The sequence below is a fragment of the Acinetobacter sp. SCLZS86 genome (assembly GCF_021560715.1).
GTDB classification, from domain to species: domain Bacteria; phylum Pseudomonadota; class Gammaproteobacteria; order Pseudomonadales; family Moraxellaceae; genus Acinetobacter; species Acinetobacter towneri_A.
In genome coordinates, this window is sequence record NZ_CP090864.1 from 2743001 (window position 1) to 2764392 (window position 21392).

The 21392-nt window shown below is 42.9% G+C and carries 25 protein-coding genes and 1 pseudogene; 7 read left to right on the forward strand and 19 right to left on the reverse strand.

The window, feature by feature from the left end; translation table 11 throughout:
- Positions 1-11: 11 nt before the first annotated feature.
- The 14 genes and pseudogenes from rplX to LZP46_RS13185 all read right to left on the reverse strand — a co-directional run bounded on the left by rplX (position 12) and on the right by LZP46_RS13185 (position 7003).
- Positions 12-329, reverse strand: a complete 318-nt coding sequence (rplX, locus tag LZP46_RS13120; protein ID WP_004974717.1) for a 50S ribosomal protein L24 — start codon at positions 327-329, stop codon at positions 12-14.
- A 9-nt stretch (positions 330-338) separates the two neighbouring features.
- Entirely contained in the window at positions 339-707 is a 369-nt protein-coding gene (rplN, locus tag LZP46_RS13125; protein WP_001982634.1) for a 50S ribosomal protein L14, read from the reverse strand.
- A 91-nt stretch (positions 708-798) separates the two neighbouring features.
- Positions 799-1056: a 30S ribosomal protein S17 gene (gene rpsQ / locus LZP46_RS13130; protein ID WP_019836860.1), complete on the reverse strand. Its 258-nt coding sequence runs from the start codon at positions 1054-1056 to the stop codon at positions 799-801.
- The gene (rpmC, locus tag LZP46_RS13135) at positions 1053-1250 is read right to left on the reverse strand and encodes a 50S ribosomal protein L29 (protein WP_004650482.1); all 198 of its coding nucleotides are present in this window, start codon (positions 1248-1250) and stop codon (positions 1053-1055) included. Before rpmC ends, rpsQ begins: the two co-directional genes overlap by 4 nt.
- Positions 1250-1663 carry a 50S ribosomal protein L16 gene (rplP, locus tag LZP46_RS13140; protein WP_004691317.1) on the reverse strand — a complete coding sequence of 138 codons (414 nt, stop codon included), beginning with the start codon at positions 1661-1663 and terminating at the stop codon, positions 1250-1252. Before rplP ends, rpmC begins: the two co-directional genes overlap by 1 nt.
- Positions 1603-2419: pseudogene (rpsC, locus tag LZP46_RS13145) on the reverse strand (30S ribosomal protein S3). The gene rplP and the pseudogene rpsC overlap by 61 nt, the downstream one beginning before the upstream one ends.
- Position 2420: 1 nt before the next feature.
- Positions 2421-2750, reverse strand: coding sequence for a 50S ribosomal protein L22 (gene rplV, locus LZP46_RS13150; protein ID WP_001982638.1), 330 nt, complete (start codon positions 2748-2750; stop codon positions 2421-2423).
- Positions 2751-2761: 11 nt separating this feature from the next.
- Complete coding sequence (gene rpsS / locus LZP46_RS13155) at positions 2762-3037, reverse strand: 30S ribosomal protein S19 (protein ID WP_004673001.1); 276 nt, start codon at positions 3035-3037, stop codon at positions 2762-2764.
- 19 nt (positions 3038-3056) lie between these two features.
- Positions 3057-3881 carry a 50S ribosomal protein L2 gene (rplB, locus tag LZP46_RS13160; RefSeq protein WP_004974706.1) on the reverse strand — a complete coding sequence of 275 codons (825 nt, stop codon included), beginning with the start codon at positions 3879-3881 and terminating at the stop codon, positions 3057-3059.
- An 11-nt stretch (positions 3882-3892) separates the two neighbouring features.
- On the reverse strand, positions 3893-4213 hold the full coding sequence (rplW, locus tag LZP46_RS13165) for a 50S ribosomal protein L23 (protein WP_004974703.1): 321 nt from the start codon (positions 4211-4213) through the stop codon (positions 3893-3895).
- A complete protein-coding gene (gene rplD / locus LZP46_RS13170; RefSeq protein ID WP_070153323.1) occupies positions 4210-4812 on the reverse strand; it encodes a 50S ribosomal protein L4 in 603 nt (200 codons plus the stop codon). Before rplD ends, rplW begins: the two co-directional genes overlap by 4 nt.
- Positions 4813-4823: 11 nt before the next feature.
- On the reverse strand, positions 4824-5462 hold the full coding sequence (gene rplC, locus LZP46_RS13175) for a 50S ribosomal protein L3 (RefSeq protein WP_236094055.1): 639 nt from the start codon (positions 5460-5462) through the stop codon (positions 4824-4826).
- 59 nt (positions 5463-5521) lie between these two features.
- Entirely contained in the window at positions 5522-5833 is a 312-nt protein-coding gene (gene rpsJ / locus LZP46_RS13180) for a 30S ribosomal protein S10 (RefSeq protein WP_000070912.1), read from the reverse strand.
- 426 nt (positions 5834-6259) lie between these two features.
- Positions 6260-7003: a type 1 glutamine amidotransferase gene (locus tag LZP46_RS13185; protein ID WP_236094056.1), complete on the reverse strand. Its 744-nt coding sequence runs from the start codon at positions 7001-7003 to the stop codon at positions 6260-6262.
- 148 nt (positions 7004-7151) lie between these two features.
- Here LZP46_RS13185 and LZP46_RS13190 point away from each other — a divergent pair, with 148 nt between their 5' ends.
- From LZP46_RS13190 to LZP46_RS13215, 6 genes are all read left to right on the forward strand, one after another.
- On the forward strand, positions 7152-8342 hold the full coding sequence (locus tag LZP46_RS13190) for a PLP-dependent transferase (RefSeq protein WP_236094057.1): 1191 nt from the start codon (positions 7152-7154) through the stop codon (positions 8340-8342).
- 51 nt (positions 8343-8393) lie between these two features.
- Positions 8394-9977, forward strand: a complete 1584-nt coding sequence (locus LZP46_RS13195) for a helicase HerA-like domain-containing protein (RefSeq protein ID WP_236094058.1) — start codon at positions 8394-8396, stop codon at positions 9975-9977.
- A gap of 239 nt (positions 9978-10216) precedes the next feature.
- On the forward strand, positions 10217-11428 hold the full coding sequence (gene hmpA, locus LZP46_RS13200) for an NO-inducible flavohemoprotein (RefSeq protein WP_236094059.1): 1212 nt from the start codon (positions 10217-10219) through the stop codon (positions 11426-11428).
- A gap of 93 nt (positions 11429-11521) precedes the next feature.
- Positions 11522-11965: an RrF2 family transcriptional regulator gene (locus tag LZP46_RS13205; protein WP_168459975.1), complete on the forward strand. Its 444-nt coding sequence runs from the start codon at positions 11522-11524 to the stop codon at positions 11963-11965.
- A 123-nt stretch (positions 11966-12088) separates the two neighbouring features.
- Positions 12089-13051 (forward strand): ribosome biogenesis GTP-binding protein YihA/YsxC, encoded by a 963-nt coding sequence (yihA, locus tag LZP46_RS13210; protein ID WP_236094060.1) that lies wholly within the window; start codon positions 12089-12091, stop codon positions 13049-13051.
- A gap of 193 nt (positions 13052-13244) precedes the next feature.
- Positions 13245-13658, forward strand: coding sequence for a VOC family protein (locus LZP46_RS13215; protein ID WP_236094061.1), 414 nt, complete (start codon positions 13245-13247; stop codon positions 13656-13658).
- A gap of 53 nt (positions 13659-13711) precedes the next feature.
- On the opposite strand, the gene LZP46_RS13220 is transcribed toward LZP46_RS13215, so the two are convergent.
- On the reverse strand, positions 13712-14953 hold the full coding sequence (locus tag LZP46_RS13220; RefSeq protein WP_236094062.1) for a dicarboxylate/amino acid:cation symporter: 1242 nt from the start codon (positions 14951-14953) through the stop codon (positions 13712-13714).
- A gap of 163 nt (positions 14954-15116) precedes the next feature.
- Complete coding sequence (locus LZP46_RS13225) at positions 15117-15989, reverse strand: acyl-CoA thioesterase (protein ID WP_236094063.1); 873 nt, start codon at positions 15987-15989, stop codon at positions 15117-15119.
- A gap of 304 nt (positions 15990-16293) precedes the next feature.
- On the opposite strand from LZP46_RS13225, the gene plsB reads away from it, so the two are divergent.
- Positions 16294-18858 (forward strand): glycerol-3-phosphate 1-O-acyltransferase PlsB, encoded by a 2565-nt coding sequence (gene plsB, locus LZP46_RS13230; RefSeq protein WP_236094064.1) that lies wholly within the window; start codon positions 16294-16296, stop codon positions 18856-18858.
- Between the two features lie 90 nt (positions 18859-18948).
- Here the strand turns inward: plsB and LZP46_RS13235 are convergent, their stop codons facing one another.
- From LZP46_RS13235 to LZP46_RS13245, 3 genes are all read right to left on the reverse strand, one after another.
- Positions 18949-19284 carry a type II toxin-antitoxin system HicB family antitoxin gene (locus tag LZP46_RS13235; protein WP_004974672.1) on the reverse strand — a complete coding sequence of 112 codons (336 nt, stop codon included), beginning with the start codon at positions 19282-19284 and terminating at the stop codon, positions 18949-18951.
- Positions 19285-19411: 127 nt separating this feature from the next.
- Complete coding sequence (locus LZP46_RS13240; protein ID WP_178318812.1) at positions 19412-20473, reverse strand: RNA-guided endonuclease InsQ/TnpB family protein; 1062 nt, start codon at positions 20471-20473, stop codon at positions 19412-19414.
- Positions 20474-20597: 124 nt separating this feature from the next.
- Entirely contained in the window at positions 20598-21377 is a 780-nt protein-coding gene (locus tag LZP46_RS13245) for an NAD-dependent epimerase/dehydratase family protein (RefSeq protein ID WP_236094065.1), read from the reverse strand.
- Positions 21378-21392 lie beyond the last annotated feature (15 nt).

Below are 21392 nucleotides of genomic sequence, written 5' to 3' on the forward strand. Positions count from 1 at the left end.
ATTTCAACCTATTACTTCGCCACCGCCACTGATTCACCATTCGATTTATAAACGCGAGTTTTCACGCCATCAATCGTTTGGTAACCAACACGGTCAGCCTTTTGGGTTGTAGCATTAAAAATTGCCACGTTTGAGATATGAAGCGAAGCTTCCTGCGTTACGATACCGCCTTCAGCGCCCGTAGCACGGTTTGGCTTCTGGTGCTTCTTAACCAAGTTAAGACCTTCGACCTTAACACGGTCATTAGAAACTGACAGAACAGTACCCTGTTTGCCTTTTTCTTTACCTGCGATCACAATTACTTGATCGCCTTTTTTAATCTTAGCCATGATTGCCTCTTATAGAACTTCAGGAGCCAATGAAATGATTTTCATGAACTGTTCAGTACGAAGTTCACGAGTCACTGGTCCGAAAATACGAGTTGCAATCGGTGCTTTGTTGTTATTCAAAATAACAGCAGCGTTATCATCAAAACGGATCACAGAACCGTCTGGACGACGAATACCGAACTTTGTACGTACAACAACAGCATTCATCACGTCACCTTTTTTAACACGTGCGCGTGGAATAGCTTCTTTTACAGTAACTTTAATAATGTCGCCAACAGAAGCATAACGACGATGTGAACCACCTAGTACTTTAATACATTGTACGCGGCGAGCACCACTGTTGTCAGCTACGTCAAGCATCGTTTCGGTTTGAATCATTGCCCTACTCCAAAACCGAGCATCACCGGTCACAATTTCGAAAGGCTCAAAGAGTACTCGAAATTGACCGATGATGCAACAAGAACGTTAATTACTCAGCAGCAGCTTCAACAACTTCAACTAAAGTCCATGACTTAGTTTTAGAAATTGGGCGGCTTTCTTTGATGGTTACAACATCACCAATCTTGGCAGTATTGTTCTCATCATGAGCGTGTAATTTAGTTGAACGGCGAATCAATTTGCCATACAACGGGTGTTGAACTTGGCGTTCAATAAGGACAACAATAGATTTTTCCATTTTGTCGCTTACAACTTTGCCAGTTAACGTGCGGACTGTATTTTGACTCATTGCCCGTTCCCCTGTTTTTCGGTAAGGAGGGTCTTGATGCGTGCAATAGTTTTACGAGTAAGCGCAACTTCATGCGATTTACCCAATTGACCAGTTGCTTTCGCCATACGAAGACGGAATTGGTTAAGCTGTTGCTCATCAAGCAAAGCTGTCAACTCTTCTACCGACTTTTCACGTAGATCTTTAGTTTTCATTACATTACCGTCCGAGTCACGATAGTGGTTTTAAACGGAAGTTTAGCAGCAGCAAGCGTAAATGCTTCACGCGCCAATTCTTCGTTCACACCATCAATTTCGTACAAGACTTTACCTGGTTTGATTTGACAAACCCAATATTCCACAGAACCTTTACCTTTACCCATACGCACTTCAAGAGGCTTAGAAGTAATTGGTTTGTCTGGGAATACACGGATAAAGATCTTACCACCACGCTTAATACGACGGCTGATTGTACGACGTGCCGCTTCAATTTGACGCGCAGTCATTTGACCACGTTCAACTGATTTAAGAGCGATAGTACCGAAAGATACTGAGCTACCACGGTGCGCTAAGCCAGTGTTACGGCCTTTTTGCACCTTACGGAATTTAGTACGTTTAGGTTGCAACATGGATTATTCTCCTTTTTCAGCAGAACGATCATTGCGACGACCACGACGCTCTTGACCTTCACCACGACCGCGACCGCGTTTAGCTGGACGTTCTTCAGCAGGTGCTGGGTTCATGACTTGCTTCATACCACCCAAGATTTCACCACGGAATACCCAAACTTTAACACCAATCGTACCGTAAGTTGTTTCAGCACGCATAGTTGCATAGTCGATGTCCGCACGAAGTGTATGCAAAGGTACACGACCTTCACGATACCATTCAGTACGTGCAATCTCTGCACCACCTAAACGACCAGAAACTTCAACTTTGATACCTTTAGCACCAGCACGCATAGAGTTCTGTACCGCACGCTTCATAGCACGACGGAACATTACACGCTTTTCTAATTGAGAAGCGATTGCTTCAGCAACTAAACGAGCATCTAAGTCTGGACGGTCAATTTCGTTGATGCTTACTTGCGCAGGAACACCCATAATAGATGTTAATTCGCGTTGTAATTTCTCAATGTCTTCGCCTTTTTTACCGATTACGATACCAGGACGTGCAGTGCTAATTGTTACTTTAGCAGCACCCGTTGGACGTTCGATAAGAATATTGCTTACCATTGCGTTCTTAAGTTTTTTAGTTAAAAACTCACGAACTTGAAGGTCTTTAAGCAAATATTCAGCGTATTGTTTCGGATTCGCATACCAGTTAGCGTTATGACGTTTCACAACACCTAGGCGGATACCGATTGGATGAACCTTCTGACCCATATCAAACCCCTACCTTAACGGTGATGTGACAAGTACGCTTAGTAATACGATCTGCACGGCCTTTCGCACGTGGCATAATACGTTTCAGGCTCATGCCTTCATCAACGTAAATCGTAGATACTTTAAGGTCGTCTACATCTAAACTGTTATTGTGTTCAGCATTTGCAATTGCAGATTCCAATGCTTTCTTAACTAAAACAGCAGCTTTTTTGTTGCTGAAGTTTAAAATGTTAAGTGCATGCGCAACAGATTTGCCGCGGATAAGATCTGCAACCAAACGTGCTTTTTGTGCCGAGATAGCGGCACCGCGTAATTTAGCAGTTACTTCCATCATAGCACCTATTAACGTTTAGACTTCTTGTCAACACCGTGACCACGATAGGTACGAGTTGGCGCGAATTCACCGAGTTTATGACCAACCATATGTTCAGAGATAATCACTGGAACATGGTTACGACCATTGTGAACAGAAATTGTTAAACCAACAAAATCTGGGAGGATCATCGAACGACGCGACCAAGTTTTGATCGGCTTACGGTTATTAGCCGCGATTGCCGCTTCAACCTTAGCGAACAAGTGCGCATCGACGAATGGGCCTTTTTTCAGAGAACGAGGCATTGTCAGATTCCTTTACTTGTTACTTAACGCGACGGTCGCGAATAATCATCTTAGTCGTACGCTTGTTGGTACGTGTCTTGTACCCTTTAGCTTTTTGACCCCATGGGCTTACAGGTTGGATACCTTTAGTACGCCCTTCACCACCACCGTGCGGGTGATCAACCGGGTTCATTGCCATACCACGAACGGTAGGACGAACACCACGCCAGCGCGAAGCACCTGCTTTACCAAGTGAACGAAGGTTGCTTTCTGAGTTAGATACTTCACCTAACACAGCGCGACACTCAACGTGCACTTTACGCATTTCGCCTGAACGTAGACGAACGATAGCGTATGAACCGTCACGACCCAACAATTGAACCGAAGTACCAGCAGAACGCGCTAATTGAGCACCTTTACCGATTTTAAGTTCGATGTTGTGAAGAGTAGCACCGATTGGCATATTACGAAGTGGTAAGCAGTTACCTGGACGAATTGGAGCATCGTTACCAGATTGAACTTGATCACCAGCACGTAAACCTTTAGGCGCAATGATATAACGACGCTCACCGTCAGCATACTTCAACAATGCGATGTGTGCAGTACGGTTTGGATCGTATTCAATACGCTCAACTACAGCAGGAATGCCATCTTTGTTACGTTTGAAGTCTACGATACGGTAGTGTTGCTTATGACCACCACCAACGTGACGTGTAGTAATGTGACCGTTGTTGTTACGACCACCAGTACGTTTTTTAGCTTCTACCAACGGCGCATAAGGCGCACCTTTGTGAAGATGGTCGTGAACGACTTTCTCTACAAAGCGACGTCCTGGAGACGTTGGCTTACATTTTTGAATCGGCATAAATTTCGTCCTTATTCCGCTGCGCTTTCAGCGGTATCGCCCAAGTCAGCCATTTCAACATCTTGGCCAGCTTTCAGGGTGACGTATGCTTTTTTAACATCAGAACGGCGTCCCAATGTACGACCAAAGCGCTTAGTCTTACCTTTAGTGATAGTCGTGTTAACTTTAACAACTTCCACACCAAATAATTGCTCAACTGCTTTTTTGATTTCAAGTTTGTTTGCATTTAATGCAACTTTGAATACTTGAACACCAGCAGTTTCACCTAAAACTTGTGCTTTTTCTGAAAATACAGGTCCTTGTAGGACTTGATATAAACGTTCGTTGTTCATCCGAGTTCTACCTCAATTTTCTTAGCAGCAGCAACAGACATGACAACTTTGTCGAACGCGATCAAGCTAACAGGATCGATTGCAGTAGCATCAACCACATCAACGTGTGGAAGGTTACGCGCTGCAAGATATAGATTCTCATCTACAGCTTCAGTTACGATCAATGCGCGAGTTGCATTCAAGTCGTTAAGTTTTGCAAGCAACTCTTTAGTTTTAGGAGCTTCAACAGCAAACTCTTCAACCAATACAAGACGATCTTGGCGAACAAGTTCAGCTAAGATACATTGCATTGCACCGCGGTACATTTTGCGGTTAACTTTTTGAGACCAATCTTGTGGACGAGCAGCAAAAGTTTTACCACCACCAACCCAGATTGGGCTACGAATAGAACCAGCACGAGCGCGGCCAGTACCTTTTTGACGGAATGGTTTTTTACCACCGCCAGAAACGTCTGCACGTGATTTCTGAGCTTTAGAGCCTTGACGACCACCAGCTAAGTAAGCTGTAACAACTTGGTGTACAAGTGCTTCATTGAATTCACGACCGAACGCAACTTCAGATAACTCAACAGCAGAGCCGGAAACAGTATTTAAATTCACGTTATTTCCCCTCAAGCCTTGATCGTAGGACGTACAGTTACGTCACCACCAGTCGCACCAGGAATCGCACCTTTAACAACAAGAACTGAACGCTCTGTGTCGATAGCAACAATTTCAAGACCCTGTACAGTTACGCGTTCAGCACCTAAATGGCCAGCCATTTTTTTGCCTTTGAATACGCGACCAGGAGTCTGGTTTTGACCTGTAGAACCTAGAACACGGTGAGAAACAGAGTTACCGTGAGTAGCGTCTTGAGTACGGAAGTTCCAACGCTTAACACCACCTTGGAAACCCTTACCTTTAGACTGACCAGTAACGTCAACGATCTGACCTACTGTGAACAAATCTACACCGATAGTTCCGCCAACTTCACGACCTTCAAGGTCAGCTTCTGTAGCACGAAATTCTTGAACTAAACGACCAGCAGCAACACCCGCTTTAGCGAAGTGACCTTTCTGAGCGTTAGTTACGCGAGATTCGCGACGTTCACCAGTAGTAACCTGAATTGCTTGATAACCATCTGTTTCAAGCGTTTTGATTTGAGTGATGCGGTTAGGATCAACCTCAATCACTGTAACAGGTACAGAAACACCAGCATCTGTAAAGATACGGGTCATACCGCACTTGCGACCGACTAAACCAATAGCCATGTGCATAAACCTCTAAAAAAGCGGCCTAATTAACTTAGAGTGTTAATTAACCGAAAGCCTTAACCCAATGCAATCTGAACATCAACACCAGCTGCTAGATCTAATTTCATCAACGCATCAACAGTTTTATCTGTAGGTTGAACGATGTCGATCAAACGCTTGTAAGTACGGATTTCATACTGGTCGCGCGCATCTTTGTTTACGTGTGGTGATGTTAAAACGTTGAAGCGTTCGATGCGAGTTGGCATCGGGATTGGACCACAAACTTGTGCGCCAGTACGCTTAGCGGTTTCTACGATTTCTTGAGCAGATTGATCGATCAGACGATGATCAAAAGACTTCAAACGGATACGAATTCTCTGGTTAGACATACCAGTTAACTCCAAGCCAAATATATAAAGAATCACCCTTGACGCATCTCACCCCACTAATTTAAGGCAAGTGTCAAAGGCAGTGAATTATCACTAAGGTCATGATCGATGCCACGACTGTCACGATGTTAACTACTTTCTTCGCAGTTAACCCCCTTGCATAAAGGGTCGCCCATTATAACGATTGTTTAATGCATAAGCAAATCCCTTTTAGCCTTTATTGCTTTATTTTTCACGCTCTGCCGATTTCTCTTTTTAAAATATACGATTAGCACTTTATATATGAGTTAGGCAGCATTCCTATCCATTTATTGAGTGTAAATTTAGACAATCTGCATTTTGACCATTCCAACCATCCCTGACAGCAGAAATCGTAATCGCCCTGACCTAACTTTCTTTTCTGTGTTTGCGCCACAATCCATGACTTTATTCTCGAAGTTTGCTTTGTGCTAAAACATAATCTATTGCACGATTCATTAATTGGTTGCCTGCCTGAAATTGTGCCGCAGACATCTGTTTTAATTCATGCGCGGGTTGTGCATACATGCCCGAAAATGCTGGTTTCATTTCTGCATTGCCTAAAAACAGCTGCAAAGCTTGTGGGGTAATTTCTGGATGGAATTGGAATCCTAGTACATTTTTCCCAATTTGATAGAGTTGATTAGCGCAGGCGGCATTACTGGCAAGTCTTACCGCGCCCTTTGGTAATTCAAAAGTTTCACCATGCCACTGCATCACTGTGATTTGATCAGGTATTTGAAAGCAGGTTTCTGGTGTATTTTCGACTTTATAGACTGGATGCCAACCACGCTCTTGTTCTGGATTACGACTGACCGCTGCACCCAACGCATTGGCAATTAACTGCCCACCCAAACACAAGCCAATAGCAGGCTTGCCTGAAGCCAAATAACGTCGAATCCAGCGCTTTTCAATTTTTAGCCAGGGATAGTTCGCCTCATCATTGACACTCATGGCACCACCCATCACTATCAACAAATCGACATCTTCTACCCGTGGCAAGGCTTCAATTTCGATATTTTGTTCTGGCGGCAAGGCAAAAAATTCGGTGGCACTGATTTGTGCCTGCATCTGTTTCAGGTAGCTATAGCAACTCCCAAAACCTTCTCCAGCAATATGTTGAAAATAATGCACTCTTAATGGCGCTTGCATCTTAATCATCCTTTGTATTTTCTATACTTCAGCTTCTGCAAAAATAGCGCCAAGTTCAAGGCATGTCTTGTAGTGCAGCTTTTTATAGCCTAAAGCCAGTATTTCTCTTAAGCTAAACTCAATATTTGCTTATTTTCTGAGTGAACCTGTGAAAAAAAATGCTCAAACTGCTTTAATTCATGCACCAAGACGTGCCCCACAATATATTCAAACGGTACAACCTCCCCTATTTCGTGCATCGACCATTATTTTTGAAAACACCGATGCACTGTTTAATCGACACTGGACTGATGCTTATGATTATAGCTATGGCACACATGGCACACCGACTACATTCACACTCGCTGATCAGATTGCGCAATTAGAAGGTGGTGAATACTGCTTACTCGCACCAAGCGGACTATCAGCAATCAATTTGGTCAATTCCTGTTTTTTAAGTTATGGCGATGAAGTTTGGGTGGCCGACAATATTTACGGCCCTAACATGGAGCATTTACGCAATTTAGAGCAGCGTTACGGCATCACCGTTCAAGTCTACAATCCAATTGATGTCGATAGCTTTCAACCTTCTGCCCAAGCCAAACTGATTTGGCTAGAAGCGGCAGGTTCGGTCACACTAGAGTTTCCAAACCTAACTGCATTAGTCAAAAAAGCCAAATCACATCACATGCTCACAGCATTAGATAATACTTGGGGTGCAGGACTTGCGTTTAATGCTTTCGACTTTGGTGATGAACATTTAAGTATCGATATCAGCGTGCATGCCTTGACCAAATACCCAAGTGGTGGTGGCGATATTTTAATGGGGTCTGTCGTGACACGCGATCAGCATTTGCATCATCAATTATTCCGTATGCATGCAATTCAAGGCATTTGTGTGTCGGGCGATGATGTTGCACAAGTTCAGCGCAGTCTGGCATCTATGCAACTACGTTATGAGCACCAAGCAAAAAGTACGATTGATTTACTCAACTGGCTAAAAGTACAACCGCAATTTGCTCAGGTGTTGCATCCTGCCGATGCCACATCTGCAGGGCATGTGTATTGGAAAGAAATTTGTCGCGATGGGCACAGTGCAGGTTTGGTTAGCGTAATTTTTAAGCCTGAATATGATTTAGCCGCTGTACGTCAATTCTGCGATGCTTTATCTTTATTTAAGCTCGGCTTTAGCTGGGGCGGCCCTGTAAGCTTGGTGATGCTTTACGGTCTCAATTCCATGCGTACCCTAGCGCACTCTCACTTGGCTGAGGGATTATTAGTGCGTTTTTGTATTGGGCTAGAACATCCTGCAGATTTAATTCAAGATATTCAAAATGCCTTACAACGCTTCAGCGACTAATGCAGCACAGATCATCATTTTAACAATAGCTATATAAATCAGGATAAAAATATGAGTACAGCCATCGTCATTGCTAAAAAAACTGCCGATGTTCAACAAGATGTGGTTTTACATTCTCAATTTGCCAACCGCCATGGGTTAATTGCAGGGGCAACAGGTACAGGTAAAACTGTCACCTTAAAAGTCTTAGCAGAAAACTTTTCCCGCATTGGTGTACCTGTATTTTTGGCCGATGCTAAAGGTGATGTATCTAGTCTTGCCAAAGCAGGTAGCAGCAGTCCTAAGTTTGAAGCACGTATTAAGAGCTTAGGCATTGAAAGTATTCCATTTGCTGCATCACCTGTAGTGTTTTGGGACTTATTTGCCGAACAAGGCCACCCGATTCGCACCACCATTTCTGAAATTGGCCCATTATTATTGGCGCAAATGCTGAACTTGAATGACACCCAAGAGGGTGTGTTGTCTGCGGTATTCCGTATTGCCGATGATCAGGGTTTATTGCTGATCGATTTTAAAGATTTAAAAGCCATGCTGACCTATGTCAGTGAACATGCCAGTGAATTTAAAGCCGAGTATGGCAATCTTTCTCCAGCCAGTTTAGGTGCAATTCAGCGTAATTTACTGGCTTTAGCCGATCAGGGCGGTGACAAATTCTTTGGTGAGCCGAGTTTGGATATTTTGGATTTTATTCAGACCGATAGTCAGGGACGCGGCAATATTAATGTCTTGGCTGCAGACAAACTCATGAACACACCAAAACTGTACGCCACCTTTTTATTATGGATGTTATCGGAACTGTTTGAACAATTGCCTGAAGTGGGCGATATGGACAAGCCAAAGCTGGTGTTCTTTTTTGATGAAGCACACTTGTTATTTGACAATGCCAGCAAAGCCCTGCAAGAAAAAATTGAGCAAGTGGTACGCCTGATTCGCTCTAAAGGCGTGGGGATTTATTTTGTGACCCAAAACCCGCTGGACTTGCCTGAAAGCGTATTGGGACAATTGGGTAACCGCGTTCAGCATGCCTTACGTGCTTTTACACCCAAAGACCAAAAAGCAGTAAAAACTGCCGCAGATACATTCCGCGCTAACCCAGATTTTAAAGTTGAACAAGCCATTACCGAACTTGCGGTAGGTGAAGCCTTAATTAGCTGCTTAGATGAACAAGGCACACCGCAAATTGTAGAACGTGCTTGGGTAATGCCGCCCTACTCATCGTTTAGCCCAATCAGCACAGAAGAACGACAAGCCTGTATCAGCCAAAGTGTCATTGCAGGCGTGTATGAGCAGCAGCTAGATCGTGAAAGTGCTTATGAAATGCTGCAACAAAAAGTTGAGCAACGTCAGCAACAAGCGGCAGCAGCAGAACAAGCAAAAATTGAAGCCAAGGAAGCTGAAGCTCGCGCCAAGCAAGAGACTAAAGAAGCCGAAGCACTCGCCAAACAACAAGCGCGCGAGCAAGAGCGTCTAGCCCGTGAACAGCAAAAAGAAGTAGAACGCGCTGCCAAACAGCGTGAAAAACTGACTCAGGATATTGTGGGAACCTTTGCCAAAAGTGCAGCACGTAGCTTAGGCGGTTCTACTGGGCAGAAAATTGTACGAGGTTTGTTAGGGTCATTATTTGGTAAGAAATAGCATGTTATAAACGATGAGGTTTGTATAAATTTCATTCATGGATGCACCACCCAAAACCTGAATGAACACTTAAAAACCTCTCGCTGTCACATCTACAAACTCCATAAAAACTTTAAAAATTATGGGATATTCTTATAATACATAATTTTTTTAAGGTTTTTCCAAAAATTGGTTGCAATCCTTATTTATAAGATATATTTTAAATACATCTTATAAATAACAGCCATGAGAGATCGAACATGACTCCACAGCAAATTGACCTTGTAAAAGCAACTGTTCCTGTACTGCGTGAAAATGGTGTCGCACTCACAGGTTATTTCTATAATCGCATGTTGGGGAATAATCCTGATCTAAAAGAAACCTTTAACATGGGTCACCAACGTAGTGGTGCGCAGGCTCAAGCGCTTGCAGGTGCTGTATTGGCTTATGCTGAAAATATTGAAGATCCATCTGTACTTGCACCTGTCATTGAGCTGATTGCCCACAAACACGTGAGCTTAAACATTCAAGCACCTGACTATAATATTGTGGGCGAAAACCTGCTGCATTCTATTAGTGAAGTGTTGAATATTTCGATGGAAGATCCACTGATTGATGCTTGGGCAGCAGCCTACGGTCAATTGGCTGAGGTATTTATTAATGCGGAACGTGCAATCTACGAACAGCATCAACAAACTAAAGGTAGCTGGTTAGGCTGGCGCAACTTTAAAATTGCCAAGAAAGTGGTAGAAAGTGACGAAATCACCTCTATTTACTTCGAGCCAGTAGATGGTGGCGATTTACCAAAATATGAAGCAGGTCAATATATTTCAGTACGCGTATTTGTAGAAGAACTTGGCTTGAAGCAACCACGTCAATACACACTATCGACTAGCCCACAACAAGATTACTTACGTATTTCTGTAAAACGTGAGCCAGGCAATGGTGCAGATAAAGTGGCAGGTTGGGTATCGAACACACTTCATGGCTTACCAGAAGGTTCTGAAGTTGAAGTGTCTGCACCAACAGGTAACTTCTTCCTCATCGACAGTAACAAACGTAATGTCTTCATTAGTGGAGGCGTTGGCTTAACCCCAATGATTGCGATGTTGAACCAATTGGTGACTTTAGATGTACCACAACCTGTGACGTTCATTCACGCATGTCGTAGCAAACAAGTACATGCCATGAAACAGCATCTACAAGACTTAACTGCGAAATGTCCACGTATTCATACGTTGACTGCGTATGAGTTCCCGAACGAAGGTGATGTACTGGGTCAAGATTACGATGTTGCAGGCCGTTTAGACCTCAGCACTGTAGATGCAGCATTATTACCAGCCGATGCAGATTACTACTTATGTGGTCCTATGCCATTCATGGCAGAACAGCGCAAAGCTTTACTTGCGCGTGGCATCAAAGATGAACAAATCCATAGCGAAGCGTTTGGTACAGGTGGTGTTCGCCACTAATCCAAAGCGTTAAAAAGCAGATAGGTAAGGCTAATCTAGTTATGCTAGACTAGCCTTAATTTCTTCATTTTTTAAAAAAATATCTGTGCGATCATGCAATTAAATAAATTCACCGACTATGCGCTGCGTATTTTAATGTATATCTCGCGTCCACGAGATGTACCCTATACCATTGCGGAAATTGCACAGGATTTGCATGTTTCCCAGAACCATCTGGTTAAAATTGTGCACTTTATGGGTAAGCAAGGATGGCTCATTACCACACGTGGCAAAGGCGGTGGAATTCGCCTGCATCCCGATGCAATCCCGTTACGTTTAGGTTATGTGGTCAGAGTTCTACAAGGGGAAAATCAGATTGTAGAATGTAACACCCCACCGTGCGTACTCCGCTCACAGTGTGGACTCAAAGGCATATTGAATCGGGCAATGGAACAGTTTTACCAAAGCCTAGACCAATACAGCCTAGGCGAAGTACTACAACCCACTCAAAATATACAACTCAGCACCCAATCCCCTATTCCGCTGATTCACCTCTAAAAGGTAATCACTGATATTAAGCAAACCTACTCGCTTTTTTAGAGCTTTCAATTCGCAAAGGTCGCTTGCCTGTATGACTTGCTTTATAATGCCTGTTTGTAGACCATGAATTGAAGTTAAGTTATGCACCACAGCAGAGGAAAATCGAAAAACAGTAAGGCGGCAGCACAGCCACGGCAGAAAATTAGCTACGAGAAAAAAGTAGACCCTGCCATTACTGAATACTCTGTTCGCGCCTTAAACTGGCTGCGTAAAGCCGAGTTTTTGATGAGTGCGCCTAAACTCAACCTCTGCGTGGAAGATACTGGCTACGAAGTTGCCTTTGCAGGACGTTCTAATGCAGGTAAATCCAGTGCAATTAATGCCTTAACCAATCAAAAACAATTGGCGCGGGCTTCTAAAAAACCAGGTCGCACCCAAATGATCAACTTCTTTAGTTTGGGCAACCCTGAACAGCGTTTGGTCGATTTACCTGGTTATGGTTATGCAGCCGTACCTGAAGCCATGAAAATTGTGTGGCAAAAAGAACTCGAAAATTATCTGATTCATCGTAAAAGCTTACAAGGCTTGGTGTTACTAATGGATATTCGCCATCCTCTACAACATTTTGATGTGATGATGCTGGAATGGGCGTATTCGCGTAAATTATTCGTGCATGTATTGCTCACCAAATCGGACAAACTCAACCGCGGTCCTGCCAATAAAGTATTGCTTGAAGTCAAACAGCAGTTGAAAAAGATGAAACTGGATTTCTCGATTCAATTATTTTCATCACTCAACAAGCAAGGCTTGGAAGAGCTGGCAAGTGTGATGGGTGGACGTTTGAACTTTACCTTAGAACAAGCGCATCAATTTGATTTAGACAACATTCCAGAAGCAACTGGCCATGATGTTGATGTTGATGTTGATGTTGATGTTGATGTTGATGTTGATGTTGATGTTGATGTTGATGTTGATGTTGATGTTGATGTTGATGTTGATGTTGATGTTGATGTTGATGTTGATGTTGATGTTGATGTTGATGTTGATCAGTGTGTAGCTGTAGAAACTAACGATCCAACCACATCTGATGCAGAAACCAAATAATCCATTAAATCTCTGACTATTGCTTTATCAAATAAAGTCCTATTCGTTCAATCTCGAATAGGACTTTTTGTTTGTGCTTTTCCTCACACCTGTCAGTGCGATTTCTTACACCACCAAAGTTGCACTTTACAACGCATAAAGAAATACCCTACTGTCAAAGTAATAACAATTACAGCAGATAAGGAGATCAAACATGCAGGCACATCTTTCAGTGATTACCCTTGCGGTAGAAGATTTACAACGTGCACTCGATTTTTACCGTGACGGTCTAGGACTTGCGACTGAAGGCATTATTGGGCAAGAATTTGAACAAGGTGCGGTGGTCTTTTTTGAACTGCAAGCGGGTCTAAAACTAGCGTTATGGTCTAAACACAGCTTACAACAGGATATTGGCTTCGCCCCTGCCGAACAAGGCACAGCACAAATCACTTTGGGCCATAATGTGCATAGCCCACTTGAGGTCGATCAGGTATTAAAGCAAGCACAAAATGCAGGTGCAAAAATTTTAAAACCTGCACAGAGCACCTTTTACGGTGGTTATGCAGGTTATTTTCAGGACTTAGATGGTCATGTTTGGGAAGTCGTTTATAGCCCTTGCTGGGAATAAACCTTTTACTAAAAATACGTTCCTTTAGTGAAATATTGCGTAAAGCACAGTATTTAAGAATTTAATGCAGGGTCATCACGAGTATGCCGATCGACCACCACACTAATCATCATATCGCCCTGTACATTGACCACAGTACGCACGGTATCCAGTAAACGGTCGATTGGCAATAAAATCGCAATCGCTTCTGCAGGCAAGCCCACAGATTGCAATACCATAATCATCGTCACCATACCTGCGCTTGGAATACCAGGTGCACCCAAAGAAGCGATCATGGCTGTGGCACAGACAATTAACTGCTGCCCTAAACTTAAATCCAACCCCATTAAATTGGCAACAAACAACGCCGCTGCGGCTTCATACAGTGCCGTACCATCCATATTCAGTTGCGTACCCAGCGGAATCACAAAGCCTGCGGTTTGCGGACGCACACCTAAATTTTCCTGTGCACATTTCATCGAAAGTGGCATAGTGACAGAACTAGAACTGGTGGCAAAAGCCGTAATTAAGGCAGCACGTGTACCTTTAAAAAAAGTGATCGGATCCATTTTGCCAAATATCCACAGTAGCAAAGGTAAGACTACCGCACCATGAAAAATTGTGGTGCCTGTGACCACCGCAGCAAATTCTGCCAAACGACTCAGGACTGAAATATCTTCGGTTGCAACCAACTTCGCCAATAAGGCAAAAATCCCCAAAGGCGCCAGTTTCATTACCCAGCCAATCATCAACATCATGATTTCAAAAAATTGCTGACTGAGTTTACGCACCGTTTTAAAGTGCTCCCCGCCTTTGACCAATGCCACACCCACCAATAAAGCAAAAATCACCACCGCCAAAACATTACCCTCGGCAAAAGCTTTAAACGGATTAATTAAGGTGTTTTGAATAAAATTGGTAAAAAACGATGACGGGGTTAGGGTGTCTGGGGTTTGATGTTGTGCCATAGCATCTTGAAACATCAAAATATCTACGCCTTTACCGACTGCAAATAAATGGGCACATGCCAAACCTAAAATTAAAGCCAACGTCGTGGTGGTGACACAGCATGCCAACGTAATTTTCCAGACCCGACTCAATTGCCCTACAGCCTGTAAGTTCGACACGCCGACCACAATTGAGCTGAAAATCAGCGGTATGAGTAACATTTTTAATAAACCAATAAAAATACTGCTCATCAAACCAACGCCATACAAACTGGCGCTAAAAAAAGTGCTATCTGGAAATAGATTCAGAACAAAACCAAACACCACGCCCAAAATTGCGGCAATTAGAATTTGTGTATTGAGGCTCATACGCAATTGAATTTTTTAATGTGATGTATGGACTATGCCATGTGGCTGAAATTGAATCGAGTATTTTTTTCTAGCGCACTTTGATTAGGTTCAGATCGTGCTTCAGGATGTAAAAAAGCCGACATGAATGTCGGCTGATGATTCTAGATTTTAAAGGCTATATTTATTGCGTTTCGATTTCACGTAAACGAATCAAGCCTTCCTGACTGGTGCTACACACCAATTCACCATTTTGCCACATTCGACCAAAGTTCAAACCTCGCGAACTGGAGCTAATGGTGGCTTCCATGTCGTACAGCATCCAGTCATCCACACGGAACGGTTTATGGAAATACATGGCATGATCAATACTGGCACATTGTAAACTTGGCGATAAATAGCTCAAACCATGCGGGCGCAGCGCTGTGGTCATTAACGTGAAGTCTGAATAGAATGCAGCAATCGCCTGATGCAAAGACACTTCATCAACCTCTGGCGAAATGCTGTCATGAGTGCGGATGTAGTGTGCGTAAGCAGGGGCTTCAGGCTGTGGGATAAACGGATTGCTCGGATTAATCGGACGAATCTCCACCAAGCGATCACGCATAAAACTGGCACGCACGTTTTCAGGCACAAACTCGACAATATGCTGTTTGAGTTCCGCTTCGTTTTTTAAGGATTCTGCCGCAGGATAGTTAGGCTCTGAAATTTGATAATTCAGACCTTCTTCTAGCGGTGCAAAGGACACCATCCCAGTAAAAATGGTACGTCCATGCTGAATCGCACGCACTTGACGGCTAGAAAAACTTTTACCATCACGCAAACGGTCAACTTCATAAATAATAGGTGCGTTGACATCGCCACCAAACAAGAAATAGGCATGCAATGAGTGCGCAGGACGGTCAGTGGTATAGGATGCAGCACGTAAAGCCTGTCCCAAAACCTGTCCACCAAAAACACGTTTACCCACCAAGTTACGACTGATACCTCGGTAGATATTTTCTTCTAACTTTTCTAAACAAAGAAGTTCAACAAGCTCTTGTGTGAGTGCGTTCATAACTAACCTATGTATGGCGGAAATTTGGGATGCAGGATCGACGTCGATGAAAAAATAAATCGTCAAAATAAACTGACGCTTTCAAGCCTGCTATTTTGCCATACATTCTGCGTCTTTTATCCATCCAAGACTGACCACTGTGTCACAACTTAGCCGATTAATTTTGCTAAAAATACGATTTTTAACGATAAAATCTAACAATATTTATGCAAATTATCTAAAAATGCAGCGCCATTATTAGATACAATGACGCAAAATAAATTCCCTACTGGCTAGGGACTTAGGTGATGAAATAGGAGTGAGTATGTCCAAGCGTGGTTTTGGTCAAATGTATCGTCAGCTTTCTGGTAAGCTGCTTGACCTTGTGGTGACACCGCATGTTTTGGGTGAAGTCCCTGTCAAGGATGCGCAAAATGCAGACTCAGACGCTACTCGCACCAAGATAACCTGCTATGTCTTGCAAAATCACTCACGCAGCAATGCTTTGGTGGTCGATGGCGAAACACGTCGCTTAAAACTCACGCCTGCGCTTGACCCTTTAGTGATCGGCTCACATAAGGAAAAAGCCTCGATTCTGTTTTTACAACATCACGATGAGAACAACCTACTCAATCCACCACCTTATGCTTTTCCGCCACGCTTGTTACGTTTAATTGAACAATTAGAACAACACCCAGAAATTGATATTGAACTGGTCCCTGTGACCGTATTGTGGGGACGTTCTCCAGACAAAGAAGATTCGTGGTTTAAACTGCTGTTTACCGATACTTGGGCAACGCCTGGTACAGTCAAGCAGTTAATGAATATTGGGGTGCATGGTCGTCAGTCTTATTTGGAATTTCACGAACCGCAATCATTACGTGCTTTAATTGAACATGCCAAAACTGAGCATCCAAACCTGTCGCCTGCGACCTTTATTGTCAACACGCTAAATAATTACTTAGATGGACAGCGTGAAGTCGTACTTGGCCCAGACTTGTCTGACCGCCGCAATGTGATGCTCAGTCTAATCAAATCTCCCGATGTGCAAGATGCCATTCGTCGTGAAAGTTTGCGCAGTAAAATTAGCGTGATTGAAGCCGAGCGTCGTGCGATTGGCTATTTAAATGAAATTGTGTCGGACTATTCTCATGCAGCGGTACGCTTTGCCGATATGGCACTGACCCGCTTATGGACACAATTATACGATGGCGTGGAAGTACATAATTTCAGTACCGTGCGCGAACTGGCCAAAGACTATGAAATTATCTACACCCCATGTCACCGCAGTCATATCGACTATTTGTTGCTGTCTTATGTGATTTACAAACGCGGCATGATGGTGCCGTACATTGCTGCGGGCGATAACCTCAACATGCCATTTGTAGGTCAATTGCTCCGTGGTGGTGGTGCGTTTTTTATCCGTCGTACTTTCCGTGGCAATGGCTTATACACCACCGTCTTTAAAGAGTATTTATTCAGTATTTTGTCGCGTAACACACCGCTTGAATACTTTATTGAAGGTGGACGTTCACGTACAGGCCGTTTGTTACCCCCTAAAACGGGCATGTTGGCCATGACCATTCACAGTCACTTACGTGGTCGTGCTAAACCGATTGCTTTTGTACCAACATATATTGGCTATGAGCGCCTGATGGAAGGCTCAACCTATGTGGGTGAAATGCAAGGCAAGCCAAAAGAATCTGAATCGCTCATCGGCATTTTAAAAACCATGCGCAAGATTGAACGGATTTTTGGCAAGGTGCATGTCAACTTTGGCGAACCTGTATTTTTAGATGATATTCTGAAACAACACGATGCAGAACATATCAGCATTGAAAAAAATGATGATCCAATTCCGCCACAAGTGTCAGATGCAGTAAACACATCTGCACATGCGATTTTGGAAAACATTAACCGTGCTGCAGTGATTAACCCGGTATCCTTGTTATCACTGATTTTACTGGCAACACCAAAACATACCTTGGATGAAGAAATTTGTGTGAAGCAGTTAGACACTTACCGTAATCTGCTCACTGCCCTGCCTTATGATGAGCGCACTCAAGTCACGCCATTGTCAGGCAAAGAAATTATTGCCTACGGCTTAAAACTCAAACTGATTAAACGCGTGCAACATGTTCTGGGCGATATTATCGCGATTGAAGACAATCAGGCAGTGTTACTCACCTACTTCCGCAACAATATTTTGCATGCCTTTGTCTTGCCATCATTAATTGCTGCGTTAGTGAAACACAATGGTTCTATTCGTCGTGGCGATCTCATCAATGTCATTCGCACCTTGTATCCGTTCCTGAAAGCTGAGCTATTCTTAAAATGGCAAGATCAGGAACTCAAAGAACGGATTTGTGCTTATGTAGAAGCTTTAATTCAGGCCAAATTGATTTCTGAAGATACAGAAGGCAATTTGATTTCTCCTGCTCCAAACAGTGAAGATCACAACCAATTGGTGGTCTTGGCTGCACCTGTAATGCAAAGTTTAGAGCGCTATTACATGACGCTGGCGCTGATTACACAACGCGGCTCAGGCAATATTTCGGCACGTCAGGTCGAAGAATTGAGCCATTTGGTCGGTCAGCGTTTATCAGTGCTGTATGAATTCAACTCACCTGAATTCTTTGACAAAGCCTTGTTCCAGAGCTTTATTAAAGTCTTGACCCAGCAAGGTTATATCAGCACCAACAGTGACAATGCGATCGTGTTTGATGACAACTTTAAAAACGTCGCACAATATGCCAATTTAGTGTTGGACGATGTGACTTTGCAGATGCTACAACACATCACCACCTTTAGCGATGAAGAATTGAGTGAGGCGTTAGAAGCACTTGCTGCACAACAGGCGAAGAAACGTTTGAAACGTAAGAAGAAGTAATTTTCACACAAAAAAACATAGCGATCTGTATAGCAATAGGTCGCTATGCTTTAAATTGAATATAGAATAAAGTTTATAGCATTGATAAAATCATACACCTAAGCGCATTAATTTCTCTTGAATTGCATCACTCACAAATGCATTCAAAGAACTCTCCTCCGAAGCTAAAACAGCTTTGCGATGTAATTCAGGACTGATACGAACATTAAATGTTCCCTTGAATGGCTGATCAGGTTTCTTCCCTAATTCTGCACAAGAATCTAAATATCCATCTACCGATTCCTGAAAAGCTTGCTCAAGTGTTTTTAAGGTTTCAGCCTCATAAGTAATAAGATCTCGAATGAACGCCAATTTTCCAAACAACTCACCTGTTTCAAGGTCTGGTTCAATCGTCCCGAGATAACCTTTGTATTTAAAATAACTCATAAAAAACCCTCCTGCTTGAGTGCCTGCTTTACAGCTTTCAATGCCCCACCTTTGATTTCATTTTCAGGGTGAGGTCGATGCAGTAAAATCATGTGCTCGGTTTTGAGGTTTTGACATCCTCCCCCCCTTAAAAGAGGGTGATTCCTACAGCTAGACGCTTATGCCCAAGCGCAAGAATGTTTAGAGCTGAGTTTATATCTCGATCATGAGCTGTACCACAGCTCATGCACTCCCATTCTCTTATTCCAAGATCTGTACTACCTTTGGGACTACTTGAGGTGATCTCACCGCAGCACGAACAGATTTGGGTGGTATAGGCTTCTTGGACTTCTTCAAACAATACGCCTGCGTTCTCGCATTTATACTTGAGCATTGTTTTTAGTGCCGAAAATCCTGTATCCAAAACAGATTTTGCCATTTTGGTTTTTACTAATTTTTTAGCACTCAAGTCACCTACAATAATCAATGCATTTTCATTCACAAGCTTGGTGCTTGCTTTATGCAAATGATCTTTTCGACTATTTGCAATCTTGGCGTGTAATGCACGAACACGCTTCTTATTCCTGGCTCTCTGAGCAATACCTAATGTCTGCTCATATTTTCGATAGAATTTTGGATTTGAAATTACAGTGCCATCAGAACAGGTGGCAATATCTTTTAAGCCTAGATCAATACCAATCGCTTTGGTTGCTGTCGATTTATCTTGCTTAGGCGATTCAACAACAAGACATACATACCAACGCCCACGGCTATCCTCTACAAATGAACCTGTTTTTAACGTGTATTTGCTTAAACCGTAGCTATCCCAAAGCTTAAATTGGTGTTTTCCATACTGGACATATCCAGTGGCATATTTGATAGCCACCTTTTTAAAGGGAACCCATCCCAAAGAGCGCCTTGCTGATTTTTTATTGCTGATACGCCATTTCAGCTTTGCCTTTTTAAATTGCTTTCTTCGGGTGACTAATTCTTCAGTTACAGCCTGAATGGTTTGACTATGTAAATTACATTCTTTGGATGTGCCTTTCGTATATTTGGCAATATCAAAAGCAGAGAGAAATTCACCTTTCCGCTTCAAATGCCTAAACCCTAAATCATTGACATAATTCCAGACGAAGTTCACTTCTGATGCTAGTTGGTCTAACACCTTGCAATGTTTGTCTTTTATACGTAATTTAAGGGTTTTCATGTACTTATATTAACAATCAAAACTCAAGGAAAATAGTCCTTAGTTAAATCAAACGACACTTCATGTCGTGTCGCTTATATCTCTGACCTGAAGGACAGAGTTTTACGCTCCATTTGATAAATGATTACACATTGAATAATTCAAATCCACTCGCCACCATCCTCTGGGCAAAAATCCTTTTCCCTGTTTCACGCTCACTTTCCAACACCAACTCAGGTAAATTGAATTCACGCTGAATCTTTAAAATCATTTCGTGCAAAGGCTGAGCTTGGTTATTGCTACAAATGTATGATGGTTCAGGATGTTCCACGTGAAGCAAATGTGCCAAAAAGCCCGCTAAATCATCAATATGAATTCGATTTGACCAATGTATATTCGGATAACTTTGTGTGGTTTCCGCAAGTTTGAGCATGCGTGCTGTCGAAGTACCATAAATACCCGAAGGACGCACAATCACACATTGTTCAGGATAAGCCTGTTGCCACAAATGTTCCATCTGCAACAACAACTGCCCTTGCACATCATTCGGCTTAGGCACAGTATCATCATCAATACATTCACCTGCATTTTCACCATACACCCGTGTAGATGACACCACAATAATTCGTTTTACAGGATGATCTTTTAACGCAGCGACGATTGGCGGCACAGAATTTACATAAGTCTGTTGATAGGCTTCTATAGAACTTAAAGCGGTATTCCGAGACGGTGCAAGTAATACATAAACGGCATCTACAGGTTGAATCTGTGATAAATCGAGTTGTTGAATATCCTGAAGCAGATGCGTCATATCAGGATCTGTTTTCGGACTGCGGCTAATTGTGGTAATTTGATGACCAAGCGTAAATAGTTGTTTTGCAACACGCTGCGATGTTTTACCATAACCAATAAATAGAATATGCATTCAGCACCTAATCAT